Here is a 16,098-nt window from a genome sequence, read left to right on the forward strand (position 1 = left end):
GCGCCTGAAGCTGTGGGCCGCCCGCCTCCGTGCGTCCTCCGTGTCCCCCATCCGGGCCGCGCCGGACGGGAGCCGCCCTCCTCCGGTCCGTCGGGGGATCCGCAGCGACGTACGCTCGCCCCTCGTGCTCTCGCAGCACGCGAGGCACTCGAGCGACGGACGACCAGGGGACGGGACGACATGGGGACCACAGCACACAGGGGACGGCGGAGAGCGGCAGGGGTCGGCGCGGGGGCGATCGCGCTCCTGGCGGGGCTCCTGGCGGCACCGCCGGCGCAGGCGTCCGGGACGCAGACGCTGCTCGCGCTCGGCGACTCGATCACGCGCGCGGCGACGACCTGCGGGGTGAACCGCGACTGCGTCGAGAACTCCTGGGCGACGGGATCGGCGCCCGCGGTCGACTCGATCGCGAGCCGGATGGCGGCGGCGGATCCGCGGACGGCGGTCCGTGCGGTGAACTACGCGAAGTCGGGCGCGGTCATCAGCGGAGTCGAGTCGCGGATCGACGCCGCGGTCGCGGCCGGGGAGGAGCCGGACGTGGTCACGCTGCTGATCGGCGGCAACGACCTCTGCTCGCTGAGCCTCTCGCCCGACTCCCGCGACGGCTACGCGATGACGCCCGCGGCCTCCTTCGCCGCGTCGGCGACCCGGATCCTGCGCTCGATCGGCGAGGAGTGGCCGGAGGCGACGGTGCTCGTCGGCTCGGTCCCGGACATCGAGTCGGAGTGGGAGGCCGTGAAGCCGACGCCGGGCGCCGCGATCTGGGCCTGGGGCGGGGTCTGCCGGACCCAGCGCGGAGTCGACGCCACGACCGGAGCCCCGCTGACCGGCTCGGCCTACACCGCCTCGCTCGCGGCGGCGGAGGACCGGGAGGCCGACTTCAACGAGGCACTCGAATCGGCCTGCGCATCCGCCGCGAACGACTGCGTCTGGGACGGCGGCGCCCTCACGGCGGCTCCGATCTCGCTCGACCAGCTCTCGACGGACGTCGACTACTTCCACCCGAACGTCGCCGGCCAGGCGATGATCGCGGAGGAGCTGTGGACGGCCTGGGGCCTCGGCGACGAACCGGCTCCGGCTCCGACCCCGACTCCCACGTCGGCGCCCACCGCGGCTCCTGCTCCGGCACCCACGGGCTCGCCCGCGCCGTCCCGCGACACCACGGCTCCGAAGACCGTCATCACCGCGCCGACGAGCGGATCGACGGTGCGCGGCTCTGTCACCCTGGTCGCCACCGCCAAGGACGACGTCGGCACGACGAAGCTGAGCTTCTGGAGCGGAGCCACGCGGCTGGGCGACGCGACGAGGGCGTCGGACGGCACGTGGCGCCTGACCGTCTCGGCCTCCTCCTACCCGGCCGGGCGGTACGCGATCGTCGCGCACGCCTACGACGCCGCAGGGAACCTCGGGCGGAGCTCTTCGATCACCCTCAAGCGCTGAGCGGCTGAGGGGGCCGTCCGTCACCGGCCCCTCAGCCCCGCGCGACGAGCAGCACGTCGGGACGATCCCAGTTCTCGACGGTCTGCAGCACCCAGAAGATCCCGAAGAGGGCGAGCGCGACGGCCTCGCCGAGCAGGAGCCACTGCTCGCCGAGAAGTTCCGCTCCCCGCCCCGTGAGAAGCAGGAGCACCAGCGCCGCATCGACCGCGGCGATCAGCACCGCGAGAACGGCGTAGCAGCGGGAGTAGAAGCGCGGCGTCCCCGGCCCGCTCGCTCCCTCCTCGCGCACCGCGACGGCGTGCAGACCCGCGGTGACGGCGATGAGGAGGAAGAAGACGCCGGCGGCGGCGTAGTGGCCGAGCCGCAGGAACGACGGGAGCGTGCTCCAGGCCGCCAGAGCGATCAGGAGGGCGGCGGCGATCGCGGTGCGGACGAGCGCCCAGCGGTCGAGGACCCGGTCGAGGGCGAGCAGGATCACGGAGGCGACGAGGACGGCCGCGGCCGTGACCAGGTAGGCGGGCAGTGAGGCGGCGACCTCACCCGCGGCCGTCGCGGGAAGGCACGACGCCCCTCCCGCCGGGCACACCGCTCCCTGGAGGCGCTGCAGCTCCTCCGAGGCGAGGGGCACCGGCACGATCGCGATGACCGGCGCCGTCATGCCCGCCAGCAGCAGGAGGAAGCGCCGCACGCTCCTCCCGGCGAGGACGACCAGCGAGACGCCGACCGCGAAGAGCGCCCCGGTGAAGAGGGAGCGGACCGGGGTGTAGTACGAGGCGCTGATCGAGCGCAGCGGGCCTCCGACGACGAGCTGGTGGACGAGGCCGGCCGTGAGGAGCACCACGGCCGCCACCAGGGAGAGGCGGACGTAGCGGTAGGTGCGGAGGGAGGAGACGGCACCGCCCCCGCCCAGCGCGTCGCCGCGGGCCACCCGGCTACTCCGCGCGCAGGCCGGAGGAGGCGAGGGCGAAGTCGACGTCGATGCGGATGGCGACGCGGAGGGGGTTCGGGCGCGGGGTGCGGTAGCGCTGGGAGTAGAGCTCGACGGCGTGCTGCACGGCGTCCGGCTCCTCCTCGATCGTGGCCGGACCGCCCAGGCTCAGCCACCGGATGCCGTCGACCTGCCCGACCGTCGCGGTGCCGCCCCGCCGGACGTTGAGCACCTTCTGGCTCTCGCGGGAGGTGATGACGCGGACGACGCCGTCCTCGTAGGTGAAGCCCACGGCGACCACGTGCAGGCGGCCCTGGCGGCCGGGGGTGGAGAGGGTGGCCAGGTGGCGCTCGGTGACGAAGGCGAGGCCGTCGGCGCTCAGGATGCTCATCCCGCGAGCGTAGCCGGAGGCGCCGACGCGCTCCTGGGGGCGGACCGCCGGTCAGCCCTCGAGGATCAGCGCCTCGCCCTGGCCGCCTCCGCCGCAGAGCGCGGCGACGCCGAGCCCGCCGCCTCGGCGACGGAGGGCCAGCGCCAGGTGCAGGGCCAGCCGTGCTCCGGAGGCGCCCACCGGGTGGCCGAGCGCGATCGCCCCGCCGTCGAGGTTGACCGTCTCGGGCTCGACGCCGAGATCGTCCGCCGACTGGAGGACGACGGAGGCGAACGCCTCGTTGATCTCGATCAGGTCCAGGTCGGACACCGCTGCACCGCGGCGGCCGAGCGCCTGGAGGATCGCCGCCGACGGCTGCGAGTGGAGGGAGTTGTCCGGTCCGGCGACCTGCCCGTGCTCGGCGACGGTCGCGAGCCAGGGCAGTCCCCGCTCGCGGGCCCAGCCGCGGGACACGACGACCAGCGCGGCGGCACCGTCGGTGATCGGTGACGAGCTGCCCGCGGTGATCGTGCCCTCGGCTGAGAACGCGGGGGCCAGCCGGGCGAGCGTCTCGACCGTGCTGTCCTCCCGGATCCCGTCGTCGGCGGACACGACGAGGTCCGGTCCGCGCCGCTGCGGAACCGCGACCGGCACGATCTCCTCGGCGAGCACGCCGGTGGACCGTGCCGCGGCGGCCCGCTGGTGCGAGAGCGCGGCGAAGGCGTCCTGGCGCTCGCGGCGGATGCCCCGTGCGGCGTTGCCGTCGTCGGTCACCCTCCCCATCAGGCGGCGGTCGAACGGATCGAGCAGGCCGTCGTGGAGGAGTGCGTCCTCGAGCGGACGCGGACCGACACCCAGGCCCGAGCGGGACCCCAGCAGGAGGTGCGGCGCGTTGGTCATCGACTCCTGCCCTCCGGCGACGACCACCTGCGCCTCGCCGAGCCGGATCATCCGCGCCGCGTCGATCACCGCGGTGAGACCCGACAGGCAGAGCTTGTTGATCGTGACCGCCGGGACGTCCCAGCCCAGACCCGCGAGGACCGCGGCCTGCCGGGCGGGGCCCTGACCGGCTCCGGCCTGGATCACCTGGCCGAGCACGACCGCGTCGACGTCGGCCGCGGAGGCGCCCGAGCGCTCGAGAGCCCCTCGGATGGCAGCGGCGCCGAGCTCGACGCCCGAGAGCGGCGCGAAGGCTCCGGAGAAGCGGGCGAACGGGGTGCGGGCGCCCCCCAGGATCACGGGGGTGGTGTCGTCAGTGGACACGGGGACTCCTTCTCGACGGTGAGAGCGGGGGAAGCGGTGGGGAGACGGATGCCGGATGCCGGCCCGGCTCAGGGAACGAGAAGGATCTTCCCGCGGACGTGGCCGTCCTCGCTGAGCCGGTGCGCCTCTGCGGCCTGCTCGAGCGGGAGGCGCGGACCTGTCGCGACCGCGAAGCGCCCCTCGCTCGCCAGCCGGGCGGCCAGCGGCACGCCCTCGCGGCGGAGGCGCTGCTCCTTTTCGGTCAGCGGCACGGGACTGCCGCCGCTCCAGGCCCGGATGCCCAGCTCTGCCGCACGAGGGCCGGCGACCACCGTTCCGACGTGCTGCGGATCCGCCACCAGCGCGAGCGAGGCGGCGAGCGCCTCGTCCGTCCCGGCCGCGTCGAGCACGCGGTCGACGCCCTCGGGCGCCGCGGCACGCAGCCGCTCGAGCAGTCCGGGCCCGTAGGCGACCGGCACCGCTCCGAGCGCGCGCAGCGCCTCGTGATTCGCCGGGCTCGCCGTGGCGATCACCCGGGCTCCGCGGTCGACGGCGAACTGGATCGCCGCCCGGCCGACCGCTCCGGCGCCCGCGTGGACGACGAACGTCGATCCCTCCGCGACGCCGAGCGAGACCACCGCCTGGTAGGCCGTGGAGACCGGGATGCCGAGCGCGGCCGCCTCCTCGAAGCCGAGTCCGTCGGGGAGCGGATCGAGGGAGTCGGGGGAGACCGCGACGGCGGTCGCGTAGGTGCCGGTGGCGCCGCTGACGATCACCCGGTCTCCGACGCTCCAACCGGTCACGCCCGGACCGACGGCGGAGACCACGCCGGAGCCGTCCGACCCGAGCCTCCGCGGACCGTCGAACGGCGGGCTCGGGCGCAGGCCGGAGCGCACCTTCCACTCGATCGGGTTCACGCCGGCCGCGCGGACGGCGACCACCACGGTGCCGGGCCCCGCCTCGGGCTCCGGCGCCTCGACGGTCTCGAGCACCTCGGGCCCGCCGATCCGCTCGTACTGCACGATCCTCGCCATGTCGTCCTCCTCCTCGCGGGCCACCGTCCGCTCCGGTCGCCTCAGTCCAGCAGACTCTCGCGCACCTGGCGGCGCAGCACCTTGCCGATCAGCGAGGTCGGCAGCTCGTCCACCGGGACGATCCGCTTGGGCACCTTGTAGGGCGTCAGGTGCAGCCGGCAGAAGTCGCGCAGCGCCTCCGGATCCACGGCCGTCCCGGCCCGCAGGACCACGGCCGCCGCGACGCTCTCGCCGCCGTCCTCCCGGGGGAGCCCGACGACGGCCGCGCGCGTCACGTCCGGGTGCGACTCCAGCACTCCCTCGACCTCGGAGGGGGAGACGTTGAAGCCGCCGGTGATGATGAGCTCCTTGGCCCGGTCGACGATCGTCACGAAGCCGTCGGCCGAGACGGTCGCGATGTCGCCCGTGCGCAGCCAGCCGCCGGGGAGGAGGGCCTCGGCCGTCTCCTCCGGCCGCTTCCAGTACCCCTGGAACACCTGCGGCCCCCGGAGCAGGAGCTCGCCGGACTCGCCCGGGCCGCGGTCGACCGACGGATCGGCGGGGTCGACGAGGCGGATCGTCGTGCTGGGGAACGGCACGCCCACGGTGCCGGGTCGGCGGGTCGGGCCGACCGGGTTCCCGAGGGCGACCGGCGAGCTCTCGGTCATGCCGTAGCCCTCGACCAGGAGTCCCCGACTCGCGCGCTCCCAGCGGTCGACCGTCGCGACCGGCAGGCTCATCGCTCCCGAGATCGCGAAGCGGATGCCGCGCAGGTCGAGCTCGTGGCGCTCGGAAGCGCGGGCCAGCGCGTCGTACACGGGCGGCACCGCGGGGAGGAAGGTGGGCGGCGACGACTTCGCGGCCGCCTTCACGAGGCCGACGTCGAAGGTCGGGAACAGCACGACCTTCGCGCCGATGCTGATCGCGAAGGTCAGGCACAGCGTCAGCCCGTAGGCGTGGAACAGGGGGAGCGCCGCGTAGAACGTCTCGTCGCCCTCGCGCAGGCCCGGCACCCAGGCGCGGCCCTGCAGGGCGTTCGCACGGAGGTTCGCGTGCGAGAGGATCGCGCCCTTGGGCGTCCCGGTGGTGCCGCTCGTGTACTGCAGCAGGGCCGTGTCGCCGAGGACCGGGCGGGGGTGCGAGCGCGCGATGCGGCGGTTCTTCAGCAGCGACGCGAAGGGCACCAGGGAGCGGCTGCGGGGGGTCGCGGTGAGCTTCTCGCGTGACCGGCGCACCGACGGCAGGGGGAGCCGCAGCGCCAGGCGCTTGCCGAGCGGGAAGGAGCGGGTGAGGTCGACGGAGACGACGCGCTCGATGCCCAGGTCGGCGGGCATGGTCGCGACGACGTCGGCGATCTTGTCCCAGACGACCGCGAACCGGGCGCCGTGGTCCTCGAACTGCCGCCGCAGCTCGCGCGGCGTGTAGAGCGGGTTGTGCTCGACCACGATCGCTCCGAGGCGGAGAGCGGCGTAGAACGCCACCACGTGCTCCGGGCAGTTCGGGAGCACCAGCGCGACGCGGTCGCCGGCGCGCACGCCCAGGCGCCGCAGGCCCTCCGCCGCGCGCGCGACCTGCTCGCCGAGCTCGGCGTAGCTGGTCTCGGCGCCGAAGAACTCGAGGGCGGTGCCGCGGCGGTACCGCGCGACCGAGTCCTCGAGCAGGTCGACGAGGGTCTGGGTGGGAGGGTCGATCTCGGCGGGCACGCCCTCCGCGTAGGAGGTCAGCCACGGCTTCGTCGCCAGGTTCGAGGATCCGGAGGTCACGGGCCGAGTATCGGGCACCCGCCTCCGCACTTCCTCCGAGGCGCGCGGAGGGGGTGCCGCACCGGGCGCGGGAGCGGCAGGCTGGCGGCATGAGCGCAGCCATCGACCTCCTCCGCGACGCCTTCGGCCGGGTGCACGAGAACGTGCACGCCGTCCTGGACGACAGCACCCCCGATCAGCTCGCGTTCCGCGCGGACGCCCACTCGAACTCGCCCGCCTGGCTCGTCTGGCATCTCGTCCGGGTGCAGGACGACCACCTCGCCCCGCTCGCCGGCCACGAGCAGGTGTGGACGGCCGACGGCTTCCACGGCCGGTCCGGCCTGCCCTTCGGGCCCGATGAGACCGGCTACGGGCAGGAGCCGGCCGAGGTGGCGGCGCTCGCCGCGGTGCCGGCCGCGCTGCTCGCGGAGTACGCCGACGCCGTGCACCGGCAGACGCTCGCCCTCCTCGACACGCTCGGCGACGAGGACCTCGAGCGCGTCGTCGACGAGCAGTGGGATCCGCCGGTGACCCTCGGGGTGCGGCTGGTCTCGGTGATCGACGACGACACGCAGCACGTCGGCCAGGCCGCGTACGCGAAGGGTCTCGCCGAGCGCTCGGCGCGCTGAGCCCGGCCTCTACGCTGGCGGGATGCGCGCGCTCCGGACCCTGCCCGCGAGCGCGGTCCTCGCCCTCGCCACCGCGCTGACCCTCGTCGGCTCCTGGATCCCCTCCTACTGGAACGACGAGGCCGCGACCCTCCGCCTGGCGCGGCTCCCGGTGGGCGAGCTCCTCGCCTTCGTGCAGGAGAAGGACGCGGTGCACCTGGTCTACGGCCTGCTGATGCACGGCTGGATCGCGATCGCCGGGGAGTCGGAGCTCGCGGTGCGGGCGCCGTCCGCTCTCGCCACGGGAGCGGCGGCGGCGGGCGTCGTCGTCCTGCTGCGATCGTTCGACCGGCCCCGGGCTGCACTCCTCGCCGCCGCGGTGCTCGTGCTGCTCCCGCGGTCCTCGTTCTCGGGGACCGAGGCGCGATCCTCCGCTCTGGCCACCGCGCTCGTGGTGGGAGCGGCGGTCCTCGTCGTGCGGGCGGCCCGCTCCGGGGGCGCCCTGCGCTGGACCGCGTTCGCGGCCGTCGCAGGTCTGGCGAACGCCGTGTTCCTCTACTCCGTGCTGGTGCTGCCGGCTCTCGTCGCTCTCGCCGCGGCCGCGGCGCCCCGGGGTGCCGTGCGGGCTCTCCCGGCGAGCGCCCTCTCGGCACTGGGCGCCGTGCCGGTGCTGCTCCTCGCCGCAGGGCAGAGCGGCCAGGTCGGCTGGCTCCGCTCGCAGCCCGTGACCGCGTTCACCGTCATGGTCGAGCCGTTCTTCGGATCCGCGTGGTGGCTGGCCGGGATCGCCGTCGCGCTCCTCGCGGTCGCCGCGGTGCGGGGCGGCCTGCGCGGGCCGCTCCTGCCGGCCCTCGTCCTCTGGATCGTGCTGCCGACGGCGGTGCTGGTGCTCGGGACCCTCCTCGTCGAGCCGATGTTCACTCCGCGCTACCTCGCGTCGAGCGCGCCCGCCCTCGCGGTCCTCCTCGGCCTCGCGCTCGACTCGTTCAGGGCTTGGACGGGCGTCGCCCTCCTCGCCCTGATCGCGGTGGCCGCCCTGCCGGTCCTGGTGCAGATGCGCACGGTCACCGGGAAGCCGGCCGGGCAGGACCTCCGCGGTCTGGCGGCCGCCGTCGAGGAGCGGGCCCGTCCGGGCGACGCCGTCCTCCTCGGCTCCTCCGGGACGGTCTCGCTCCGGCCCCGTTTGGCGCTCGCCGCCTACCCGGAGGCGTTCGCGGGCGTGGACGACGTCGCCCTCGCCGCTCCGTACGGGTCGACGGGGACGTACTCCGACGTGCTCCTGGAGGGCGAGGCCCTGCTCGCCGCGCTCGCCGGGGAGGACCGGGTCTGGCAGGCGCTGCCGGAGGGCGAGGCGGACACGGTGCTCGCGGAGGCGGGGTTCGTCGCGCGCGAGCGGATCCGGGTGCCGACGACGGTGCTGACGCTGTGGGAGCGCCCGGAGGGCCGCTGATCCGGAGCGCTCGGGGCGTCGCAGCCCCGGAGTGGAGAGACGCCGGAGTGCCCGGAGCCCCGCCGACGGGGAGCCGCTACCCTTGTCCCCGGCGCCGTCGCAGAGCGGTGGCGTCCGCGGAGCGAGGACCGCGCCACCGAGAGGACCCGAACGTGACGTTGCCCGAGACCACCACCACCGCCATCGCGAAGCGGAAGGGGCGCGACGTCGCCCCCGAGATCGCGCGCTCCTGGCTGCTGGTGAACGCCACCCGCACCGAGACGTTCGACGCCGCGCACGCGTCCCGCGCCGACCAGATCGTCCTCGACATCGAGGACGCGGTCGACCCCAAGGCGAAGCCCGACGCGCGGACCGACGTCGCGGAGTGGCTGACCGGCGAGAAGCGCGCCTGGGTCCGCATCAACGACCACTCCACCCCGTTCTGGTCCGACGACGTCGACGCGCTGAAGGGCCTGCCCGGCCTCGCCGGCGTCATGCTCGCCAAGACCGAGGCCGCCGAGCACGTCACCGAGACCTTCGACCGCCTCGGCGGCTCCACCCCGGTGCTCGCCCTGGTCGAGTCCGCCCTCGGCATCGAGGAGGCGGTCTCGATCGCCCGCGCCCGCGGCACCTTCCGCCTCGCGTTCGGCAGCGGCGACTACCGCCGCGACACCGGCACCAGCGCCGACGATCTCGCGATGGCCTACCCGCGCTCGCGCCTGGTCGTCGCCTCGCGCATCGGCGACCTGCCCGGCCCTATCGACGGCCCGACAGTCTCGAACAGCCACCCCGTGCTGCGCGAGCAGTCCGCGCTCACGGTCTCGCTCGGCCTCACCGGGAAGCTCTGCCTCGACACCGAGCAGCTCGCCGTGATCAACGAGGTCATCAGCCCGACGCCGTCCGACGTCGCCTGGGCCCGCGACTTCCTCGACGACTTCGAGGCCCGCGGCCGCGTCATCCGCGACGGCAGCGACCTGCCCCGGCTGGGCCGCGCCAAGAAGATCGACAAGCTGGCCACGGCGTTCGGCGTCAACCCGCTGTGATCCGTCGCGGGGAGGGCGCCTCCGCGGCACACTGAGGGAGCCGCGGAGACCCTCCCGCGCAGGACGGAGACTCCGATGGGCGCGGTCAGCACCTTCCTCTGGTTCGACGACGGCGCGGGGGAGGCGGCGCGCTTCTACACGGAGCTGGTGCCGAACTCGCGGATCACCGGAAGCCAGGTGCTGCCGGAGGGCTCTCCGTCGCCCGGCGAGGTGCTGTCGGTGACGTTCGAGCTCGACGGGCAGCGGTTCCAGGCGATCAACGCCGGGCCGCGGTTCCCGTTCACCGAGGCCGTCTCGATCGTCGTGACCGTCGGCGGCCAGTCCGAGCTCGACCGGCTGTGGGACGCCCTGATCGCGGACGGCGGCGAGGAGAGCCGGTGCGGCTGGCTCCGCGACCGCTGGGGGCTGTCCTGGCAGATCGTGCCGGAGGTCCTCCCGCGTCTGCTCGGAGGCGCCGACTCCGAGGCGTCCGCGCGCGCTCTGCAGGCGATGCTCGCGATGAGCCGCCTCGACATTGCGGAGCTGGAGCGGGCCCATGCCGGCACGTGACTCCGCCCGCCCGCGCCGCTCGACCTCGCTGCGGCGCGCGTACCTCCGCGACTACCGCTACGCCTACGGCTCGCGCTTCGTGCACCTGCGGGAGGGCTGGGACGTGTCGCGGTACGCGTCCGGCGACGGCGCTCCGGTGCTGCTCATCCCCGGCATCTACGAGACGTGGCAGTTCCTCCGGCCCATCGCCGAGAGGCTGCACGCGGCGGGCCATCCGATCCACGTGCTGCCCGCGCTCGGCTACAACACGCGGCCGATCGTCGCGTCGGCCGGACTCGGCCAGGACTACCTGCGCGAGCACGATCTGCGCGGAGTCGTCGTCGTCGCGCACAGCAAGGGCGGCCTGATCGGCAAGCACATGATGGTCGTCGACGACCGCGAGGACGGGCGGATCGAGCGGATGATCGCCGTCTCGACCCCGTTCAACGGCTCGTCGCTCGCACGGATCGCCCCGGCGCGGGCGCTCCGGGAGTTCGCACCCCACCGCCCGCTGATCCGCACCCTGCTGGCCGAGCGCGAGGCCGACGCGCGCATCACGTCGATCTACGGGATGCGCGACCAGTACATCCCCGGAGGGAGCCGCCTCGCCGGGGCGCGCGAGAACATCGCGGTCTCGGTGGTCGGCCACTTCGCGCTGCTCTCGAGCCCGAAGGTGCTCGACCTCATCGCGGCCCGGGTCTGAGGCCGGACGGGATCCGCTGGGCTCGCCGCCCGCGTGAGGCGCCTGCCGTGCGGCGCGACCTCGACCGGAGGACGGCCGCCTCAGCGACGGGCCGAGCCGCCCGCCGCGCTCAGGACCAGGGAGTGAGCAGCACGAGCGGGATCTGCCGCTCGGTCTTCGTCTGGTACTCGGCGTAGTCCGGCCACGCGGCGACCGCGCGCTCCCACCAGGCCGCGCGCAGATCGCCCTCGAGCACGCTCGCGGCGTAGTCCTTCTTCACGGGCCCGTCCTGCAGCTCGACGTGCGGCTCCTTGAGCATGTTGCCATACCAGACGGGATGCTCGGGCGCGCCGCCCTTGGACGCGACGACCACGTACTCGCCCTCGTGCTCGACGCGCATCAGCGCGGTCTTGCGGAGCTTCCCGCTCTTCGAGCCGACGGTGGTCAGGACGATGATGGGGCGGCCGCGGAGGAGGTTCCCCTCGGCTCCGCCGGTCCGCTCGTAGAGCTCCGCCTGCTCGCGGGCCCACTCGGACGTGCTGGGTTCGTACTCTCCGGTCAGCGGCATGCCTCCGATCGTACGGCCGCGGCGGCCCCGGTGGCCGACCCGCGTGCAGGAGGATGGAGCGGTGTTCTCCGCAGACCCGTTCGACCGAGCCCGTATCGCCCTCCTGCGCGACGATCTGATCCGCGCCCGCTACGGCGTGGACGCCGTGCGGGGGCTCTGGGGCGACGAAGCGGCCGAGGCGCTGCACCGCGGCGACCGGGTCCCCGCCCGCCGCGCCCTCGAGCACCGCGGCGACCACGACGCGCTGGCCACCCTCGCCCGCCTGTTCCTCCTGGCCGATCCCGTCTCGGCCGACGACGCGGACGAGGCGTTCGGCGCTCTCGCGCTGGAGGGGGCGGTGGAGCTCGGCCTGGTGCGCGTCGAGGCCGGAGCCGTCGTCACCGCGGCCCTCGACCTGCGCCCCTACGACGTGGTCGACCAGCGCGGCGCGGCCTCCTGGTGGATCGCCTCCGACCTCGGGGAGCTCGCCCTCGGCCGCGCCCTCGACGAGGACCACGTGCTCGGCGTCGGCGGCGCGAGCCTCACGCTGACCGGCCTGATGATCCAGCGGCCCGTCGGCCGCGTGCTCGACCTGGGGACCGGCTGCGGGATCCAGGCGCTGCACGCCTCCCGCCACGCCGAGCAGGTGGTCGCCACCGACATCTCCGAGCGCGCGCTCGCGCTCGCCTCCTTCACCGCGGCGCTCAACGGGATCGAGAACATCGAGTTCCGCCTCGGCAGCCTCTACGAGCCGGTCGCGGGGGAGCGCTTCGACCACATCGTCACGAACCCGCCGTTCGTCATCACGCCGCGAGTCGAGGGCGTCCCCTCCTACGAGTACCGCGACGGCGGGCTGGAGGGCGACGAGATCGTGCGCCGCGTGATCCTCGGAGCAGCCGAGCACCTGGTGCCCGGTGGTGTCGCGCAGCTCCTGGGGAACTGGGAGTACCGGGAGGGCGCGGACGCCTTCGACCGGATCGCGGACTGGCTCGCCGACGCCCGCAGCCCGCTGGAGCAGGCGCTCGAGGCGGGGCCCGAGGGGCTCGACGCCTGGATGGGCGGGACCGCCTCTCCGCTGGACGTCTGGGTCGTGGAGCGCGAGCGTCAGGATCCGGCGGTCTACGCCGAGACCTGGATCCGTGACGGCGGCACGACCCGCGGCCCCGCGTTCGACGCGCTGGTCGACGCCTGGCTGACCGACTTCGAGCGGCGCGGGGTGACCGGCGTCGGCTTCGGCTACGTCACGCTCCGCCTGCCCGAGCAGCCTCGCCCACCGATCCGCCGCCTCGAGCGCATCACCACGCCGGTCGCGACCGCGGGCCTGGGCGGCCACCTCGCCGCCTGCCTCGACGCGGCCGAGGCCCTCGCGTCGCTCGACGATCGCGCTCTGGCGGGTCTCGCCCTGGTCGTCGCCGGAGACGTCACGGAGGAGCGGCACTACTGGCCGGGCAACGACGATCCGACGGTGCTGCGGCTGCGCCAGGGCGGCGGCTTCGCCCGGGTCGAGGAGGTCGACACGGCGCTCGCCGCCGTGGTCGGCGCCTGCGACGGCGAGCTCTCGGTGGCGGCGATCGCGGCGGCGGTCGCCTCGCTCCTCCAGGTCGAGGAGGAGGCGGTGTCCGACTCGGTGCTGCCGCGGGTGCGCGAGCTGGTGGCGACGGGGCTGCTGCGGCTGCCCCAGAGGGAACGCGGCTAGAAGAGGGTGGCGGAGTCCTCGACGGGGGGCGCAGCGGCCGCGGCAGGCACGGCGGCGGCCGTCGGCCATCCGGGTCCGGCGTCGACGGGCTGCCGGCGCTGGTAGGCGGTCGCGGCGCTCCGGGCGCGGACGTCGGCGGCCTCGTTCATCCGGTGGTTGGCGTGCCCCTTCACCCACTCGAAGGTGACCGCCCGGCCCTGCAGCTCCTCGTCGAGCGCCTTGATGATCTCGACGTTCATCACCGGCTTGCCGTCGGCCTTGCGCCAGCCCTTCCGCTTCCAGCCCGGCAGCCACTCGGTGCAGGCCTTGATGGCGTACTGGCTGTCGCAGAGGATGTGCAGCGGCTCCTCCTCCTGCGCGGTCGCGCGCAGCAGCTCGAGCACCGCGGTGAGCTCGCCGATGTTGTTCGTGCCGTGCGACCAGCCGCCCGCGGCCCAGCGCTCGTCGTCGACGTACCAGGCCCAGCCGGCGGGGCCGGGGTTGCCCAGTGCGGACCCGTCTGCGGCGGCGATGATGCTCACGTGCGTCTCTCCTCGTGCTCTCGGTGCTCGCGCCGGTGCGGCGCCCTCCGAGGGTAGTCGGCGGGCGGGGCGGTCCGCGGCGCGCGGCGCGGAGTCAGGCGGAGGAGGAGCGGCGCGCGATCGTCACGCGCGTCGAGTACGGCATCGCGACGGTCCCGCTCCCGCCCGACTCCTCGTCCACCACGGCGTCGACCGCCGCGAGGACCGCGGCGCGCTCCTCGTCGGGCATCGCGATGACGGAGCTGCGGGACGCGAACATGTCCCGCACCCCGGCTCGGTCCAGCTCGAAGGACCACTCGAAGGCCGCGAACGCCACCCGCTCGAGAGCGGAGCCGAGCGGCGGCCGGAGCGTCTCGAAGCGCTCGGCGGAGGAGGCTCCGGCGACCTCGCCGAGCCGGCGCACCCAGGGGACCGACTCGTCGCGGATGTTCCACACCAGCGCGAGCACGCCCTCCGGCACCAGGACGCGGGCGACTTCGGCTCCCGCGCGCTCGGCGTCGACCCAGTGCCACGACTGCGCGGCGGTGACGAGATCCGCGGAGGCGTCCGCGGCGGGGATCGCCTCTGCCGTCCCCTCCTCGGGGCGGACCCCCGGCAGATTCGAGGCGAGCCGCGCGAGCATCTCCGCGTCGGGCTCGACCGCGGTCACGGCGAGGCCGCGGGACGCGAGCGACGCGGTGAACTTGCCCGTTCCCGCGCCGAGGTCCACGGCGCGCAGCCGATCGGAGGCGTCGGCTCCCGCCGCGCGGGCCCGCTCCGGGATGAAGGCGCCCGCCACCCGCGCGGGGGCGTGCCCCACGATCCAGTCGACGGCGTCGTCGGGGTAGCCGGGCCGCCCGCGGTCGTAGGCGTCGACCGCGCTGCCGAAGGAGCGTCCGAGGCCGCTCATCGCTTCTCCGCCGCTCGCGCGAGCACGTCCACCGCGTAGCCGTAGCCGGCGATCCCCGCGCCGACGATCACGGCGATCGCGACGTCCGAGAGGTAGGAGTGCTGCCGGAACGGCTCGCGCCGGTGCACGTTGCTCACGTGGACCTCGACCATCGGCAGCTCGGTCGCGAGGACGGCGTCGCGGATCGCGATCGACGTGTGCGTGTACGCCCCGGCGTTGAGCACCACTCCCGAGACGGAGCCGCGAGCCGCGTGCAGCCGGTCGACGATCGCGCCCTCCGAGCTGCTCTGGAAGGTCTCGACCGTGAAGCCGTGCCGCTCGGCCGCCTCCGCCGCCAGCGCCTCGGCGTCGACGAGGGTGTCCGAGCCGTAGAGCTCGGGCTCGCGGGTGCCGAGCAGGTTCAGGTTCGGGCCGTTGAGGACGAGGATCGGCAGCTTCACGCTCCGACCCTAGCGCCGGCCGTCCCCGCGAGCGGGAGCGGCGGCAGCGCCGCGCGCAGGAGGATCAGCTCGCGCGCATGAGCGTCCAGACGCCGGTCCTCCTCGGTCCGCATCTCGAGAGGCGGGACCGGCTCGGCCGCCCCGTCGGCGCCCCGCACCACGAAGACGCTCCGGCACTGCGTGGTCAGCTCCAGCTCGCCGGTCCGCGGGTCCCCGGAGCGCACCTGCACCGCCAGGTGCATGCTCCGGGCGCTCGTGTGGATGAGGCGCGCCTCCACCTCGACGAGGTGCCCGATGCGCACCGGACGGTAGAAGTGGATCCCGCCGGAGTAGACGGCCACCGCGTCGCGGCCGGTCCAGCGCTGCGCGACCGCGTCGGCCGCCTCGTCGATCCAGCGCATCACGATCCCGCCGTGGGCGTTGCCGCCCCAGTTGACGTCTCCCGGTGCCGCGAGGAAGCGGAACACGATCCGCGGACCGGTGCCCTCCTCGGTGTACTCCTGGGCGCGCATCACGTCGTGCAGCCGTCGGCGGCCCTCGATGCGCGCGGCGGCGCCCTCGGCGAGGGACAGGTCCTCGATCGAGCGGGGCCGCCACTCCGGGACCGACCGCGGCCTCTTCTCGTCGTCGACGGCCACGAACACGAGGAGGCAGTGCGTGGCGTCCTCGTAGAGGCCGGTCCGCGGATCCGCCTGCGCGACCTGCACCAGCACGTGCATGCTCGTGCGCCCGGTGTGGATGACGCGGGCGGTCGCCTCGATCAGGTTGCCGACCGAGATGGGCCGGGTGAAGTGGACGTTGCCGACGTACGCCGTCACGCAGTAGCCGCCGCTCCAGCCCACGGCGCAGGCGTAGCCGGCCTTGTCGATCCATTCGAGGACGCGGCCGGCCTGGGCGCTGCGGCCGTCGGCGGTGGCGTCCTGCGGGGAGGCGAGGAAGCGGAGCGTGATGCGGTCGGTCATGGTGCCCGTCGTCGTGGG

Annotated in this window: 17 protein-coding genes; 7 read left to right on the top strand and 10 right to left on the bottom strand. The window is 74.6% G+C overall.

Annotation, left to right across the window (positions count from 1 at the left end):
- Positions 1-180 precede the first annotated feature (180 nt).
- Entirely contained in the window at positions 181-1,440 is a 1,260-nt protein-coding gene (locus C5C10_RS11750) for a GDSL-type esterase/lipase family protein (protein WP_104329309.1), read from the top strand.
- Positions 1,441-1,471: 31 nt separating this feature from the next.
- On the opposite strand, the gene C5C10_RS11755 is transcribed toward C5C10_RS11750, so the two are convergent.
- From C5C10_RS11755 to C5C10_RS11775, 5 genes are all read right to left on the bottom strand, one after another.
- Positions 1,472-2,368 carry a hypothetical protein gene (locus C5C10_RS11755; RefSeq protein WP_104329310.1) on the bottom strand — a complete coding sequence of 299 codons (897 nt, stop codon included), beginning with the start codon at positions 2,366-2,368 and terminating at the stop codon, positions 1,472-1,474.
- A gap of 4 nt (positions 2,369-2,372) precedes the next feature.
- A complete protein-coding gene (locus C5C10_RS11760) occupies positions 2,373-2,759 on the bottom strand; it encodes a pyridoxamine 5'-phosphate oxidase family protein (protein WP_104223212.1) in 387 nt (128 codons plus the stop codon).
- 51 nt (positions 2,760-2,810) lie between these two features.
- On the bottom strand, positions 2,811-4,001 hold the full coding sequence (locus C5C10_RS11765) for an acetyl-CoA C-acyltransferase (RefSeq protein WP_104329311.1): 1,191 nt from the start codon (positions 3,999-4,001) through the stop codon (positions 2,811-2,813).
- Between the two features lie 68 nt (positions 4,002-4,069).
- Positions 4,070-5,014: an NADP-dependent oxidoreductase gene (locus C5C10_RS11770; protein WP_104288991.1), complete on the bottom strand. Its 945-nt coding sequence runs from the start codon at positions 5,012-5,014 to the stop codon at positions 4,070-4,072.
- 41 nt (positions 5,015-5,055) lie between these two features.
- Positions 5,056-6,756: a long-chain-fatty-acid--CoA ligase gene (locus tag C5C10_RS11775; RefSeq protein ID WP_104329312.1), complete on the bottom strand. Its 1,701-nt coding sequence runs from the start codon at positions 6,754-6,756 to the stop codon at positions 5,056-5,058.
- A gap of 89 nt (positions 6,757-6,845) precedes the next feature.
- Between C5C10_RS11775 and C5C10_RS11780 the strand changes: the two genes are divergently transcribed.
- The 5 genes from C5C10_RS11780 to C5C10_RS11800 all read left to right on the top strand — a co-directional run bounded on the left by C5C10_RS11780 (position 6,846) and on the right by C5C10_RS11800 (position 11,046).
- Entirely contained in the window at positions 6,846-7,364 is a 519-nt protein-coding gene (locus C5C10_RS11780; protein ID WP_104329313.1) for a DinB family protein, read from the top strand.
- Positions 7,365-7,386: 22 nt separating this feature from the next.
- Positions 7,387-8,793 (top strand): glycosyltransferase family 39 protein, encoded by a 1,407-nt coding sequence (locus tag C5C10_RS11785; protein WP_104329314.1) that lies wholly within the window; start codon positions 7,387-7,389, stop codon positions 8,791-8,793.
- Positions 8,794-8,951: 158 nt separating this feature from the next.
- On the top strand, positions 8,952-9,815 hold the full coding sequence (locus C5C10_RS11790) for a CoA ester lyase (protein WP_208543400.1): 864 nt from the start codon (positions 8,952-8,954) through the stop codon (positions 9,813-9,815).
- A gap of 75 nt (positions 9,816-9,890) precedes the next feature.
- Positions 9,891-10,364: a VOC family protein gene (locus tag C5C10_RS11795; RefSeq protein WP_104329315.1), complete on the top strand. Its 474-nt coding sequence runs from the start codon at positions 9,891-9,893 to the stop codon at positions 10,362-10,364.
- The gene (locus C5C10_RS11800) at positions 10,351-11,046 is read left to right on the top strand and encodes a triacylglycerol lipase (RefSeq protein ID WP_104223206.1); all 696 of its coding nucleotides are present in this window, start codon (positions 10,351-10,353) and stop codon (positions 11,044-11,046) included. The genes C5C10_RS11795 and C5C10_RS11800 overlap by 14 nt, the downstream gene beginning before the upstream one ends.
- A gap of 109 nt (positions 11,047-11,155) precedes the next feature.
- Here C5C10_RS11800 and C5C10_RS11805 read toward each other — a convergent pair whose 3' ends face one another.
- Positions 11,156-11,593 carry a nitroreductase family deazaflavin-dependent oxidoreductase gene (locus C5C10_RS11805; RefSeq protein ID WP_104223205.1) on the bottom strand — a complete coding sequence of 146 codons (438 nt, stop codon included), beginning with the start codon at positions 11,591-11,593 and terminating at the stop codon, positions 11,156-11,158.
- A 61-nt stretch (positions 11,594-11,654) separates the two neighbouring features.
- On the opposite strand from C5C10_RS11805, the gene C5C10_RS11810 reads away from it, so the two are divergent.
- Entirely contained in the window at positions 11,655-13,268 is a 1,614-nt protein-coding gene (locus tag C5C10_RS11810) for a methyltransferase (protein WP_258060559.1), read from the top strand.
- Here C5C10_RS11810 and C5C10_RS11815 read toward each other — a convergent pair.
- The 4 genes from C5C10_RS11815 to C5C10_RS11830 all read right to left on the bottom strand — a co-directional run bounded on the left by C5C10_RS11815 (position 13,265) and on the right by C5C10_RS11830 (position 16,080).
- The gene (locus C5C10_RS11815) at positions 13,265-13,789 is read right to left on the bottom strand and encodes a ribonuclease H (RefSeq protein WP_104232847.1); all 525 of its coding nucleotides are present in this window, start codon (positions 13,787-13,789) and stop codon (positions 13,265-13,267) included. The two genes, C5C10_RS11810 and C5C10_RS11815, sit on opposite strands and share 4 nt — an antisense overlap.
- Positions 13,790-13,883: 94 nt before the next feature.
- Positions 13,884-14,678: a class I SAM-dependent methyltransferase gene (locus C5C10_RS11820; RefSeq protein WP_104329317.1), complete on the bottom strand. Its 795-nt coding sequence runs from the start codon at positions 14,676-14,678 to the stop codon at positions 13,884-13,886.
- The gene (gene aroQ / locus C5C10_RS11825) at positions 14,675-15,118 is read right to left on the bottom strand and encodes a type II 3-dehydroquinate dehydratase (RefSeq protein WP_104226430.1); all 444 of its coding nucleotides are present in this window, start codon (positions 15,116-15,118) and stop codon (positions 14,675-14,677) included. Before aroQ ends, C5C10_RS11820 begins: the two co-directional genes overlap by 4 nt.
- Complete coding sequence (locus C5C10_RS11830; RefSeq protein WP_104329318.1) at positions 15,115-16,080, bottom strand: acyl-CoA thioesterase; 966 nt, start codon at positions 16,078-16,080, stop codon at positions 15,115-15,117. Before C5C10_RS11830 ends, aroQ begins: the two co-directional genes overlap by 4 nt.
- Positions 16,081-16,098: the final 18 nt, after the last annotated feature.

This window comes from Rathayibacter sp. AY1A3, assembly GCF_002930975.1.
GTDB lineage: Bacteria > Actinomycetota > Actinomycetes > Actinomycetales > Microbacteriaceae > Rathayibacter.

What these genes read in the sequence shown, in the direction of transcription:
- C5C10_RS11760 (WP_104223212.1), bottom strand. Translation starts at nt 2,759, where the DNA reads ATGAGCATCCTGAGCGCCGACGGCCTCGCCTTCGTCACCGAGCGCCAC.
- C5C10_RS11785 (WP_104329314.1), top strand. Translation starts at nt 7,387, where the DNA reads ATGCGCGCGCTCCGGACCCTGCCCGCGAGCGCGGTCCTCGCCCTCGCC.
- C5C10_RS11780 (WP_104329313.1), top strand. Translation starts at nt 6,846, where the DNA reads ATGAGCGCAGCCATCGACCTCCTCCGCGACGCCTTCGGCCGGGTGCAC.
- C5C10_RS11770 (WP_104288991.1), bottom strand. Translation starts at nt 5,014, where the DNA reads ATGGCGAGGATCGTGCAGTACGAGCGGATCGGCGGGCCCGAGGTGCTC.
- C5C10_RS11805 (WP_104223205.1), bottom strand. Translation starts at nt 11,593, where the DNA reads ATGCCGCTGACCGGAGAGTACGAACCCAGCACGTCCGAGTGGGCCCGC.
- C5C10_RS11820 (WP_104329317.1), bottom strand. Translation starts at nt 14,678, where the DNA reads ATGAGCGGCCTCGGACGCTCCTTCGGCAGCGCGGTCGACGCCTACGAC.
- C5C10_RS11800 (WP_104223206.1), top strand. Translation starts at nt 10,351, where the DNA reads ATGCCGGCACGTGACTCCGCCCGCCCGCGCCGCTCGACCTCGCTGCGG.
- C5C10_RS11830 (WP_104329318.1), bottom strand. Translation starts at nt 16,080, where the DNA reads ATGACCGACCGCATCACGCTCCGCTTCCTCGCCTCCCCGCAGGACGCC.
- C5C10_RS11750 (WP_104329309.1), top strand. Translation starts at nt 181, where the DNA reads ATGGGGACCACAGCACACAGGGGACGGCGGAGAGCGGCAGGGGTCGGC.
- C5C10_RS11795 (WP_104329315.1), top strand. Translation starts at nt 9,891, where the DNA reads ATGGGCGCGGTCAGCACCTTCCTCTGGTTCGACGACGGCGCGGGGGAG.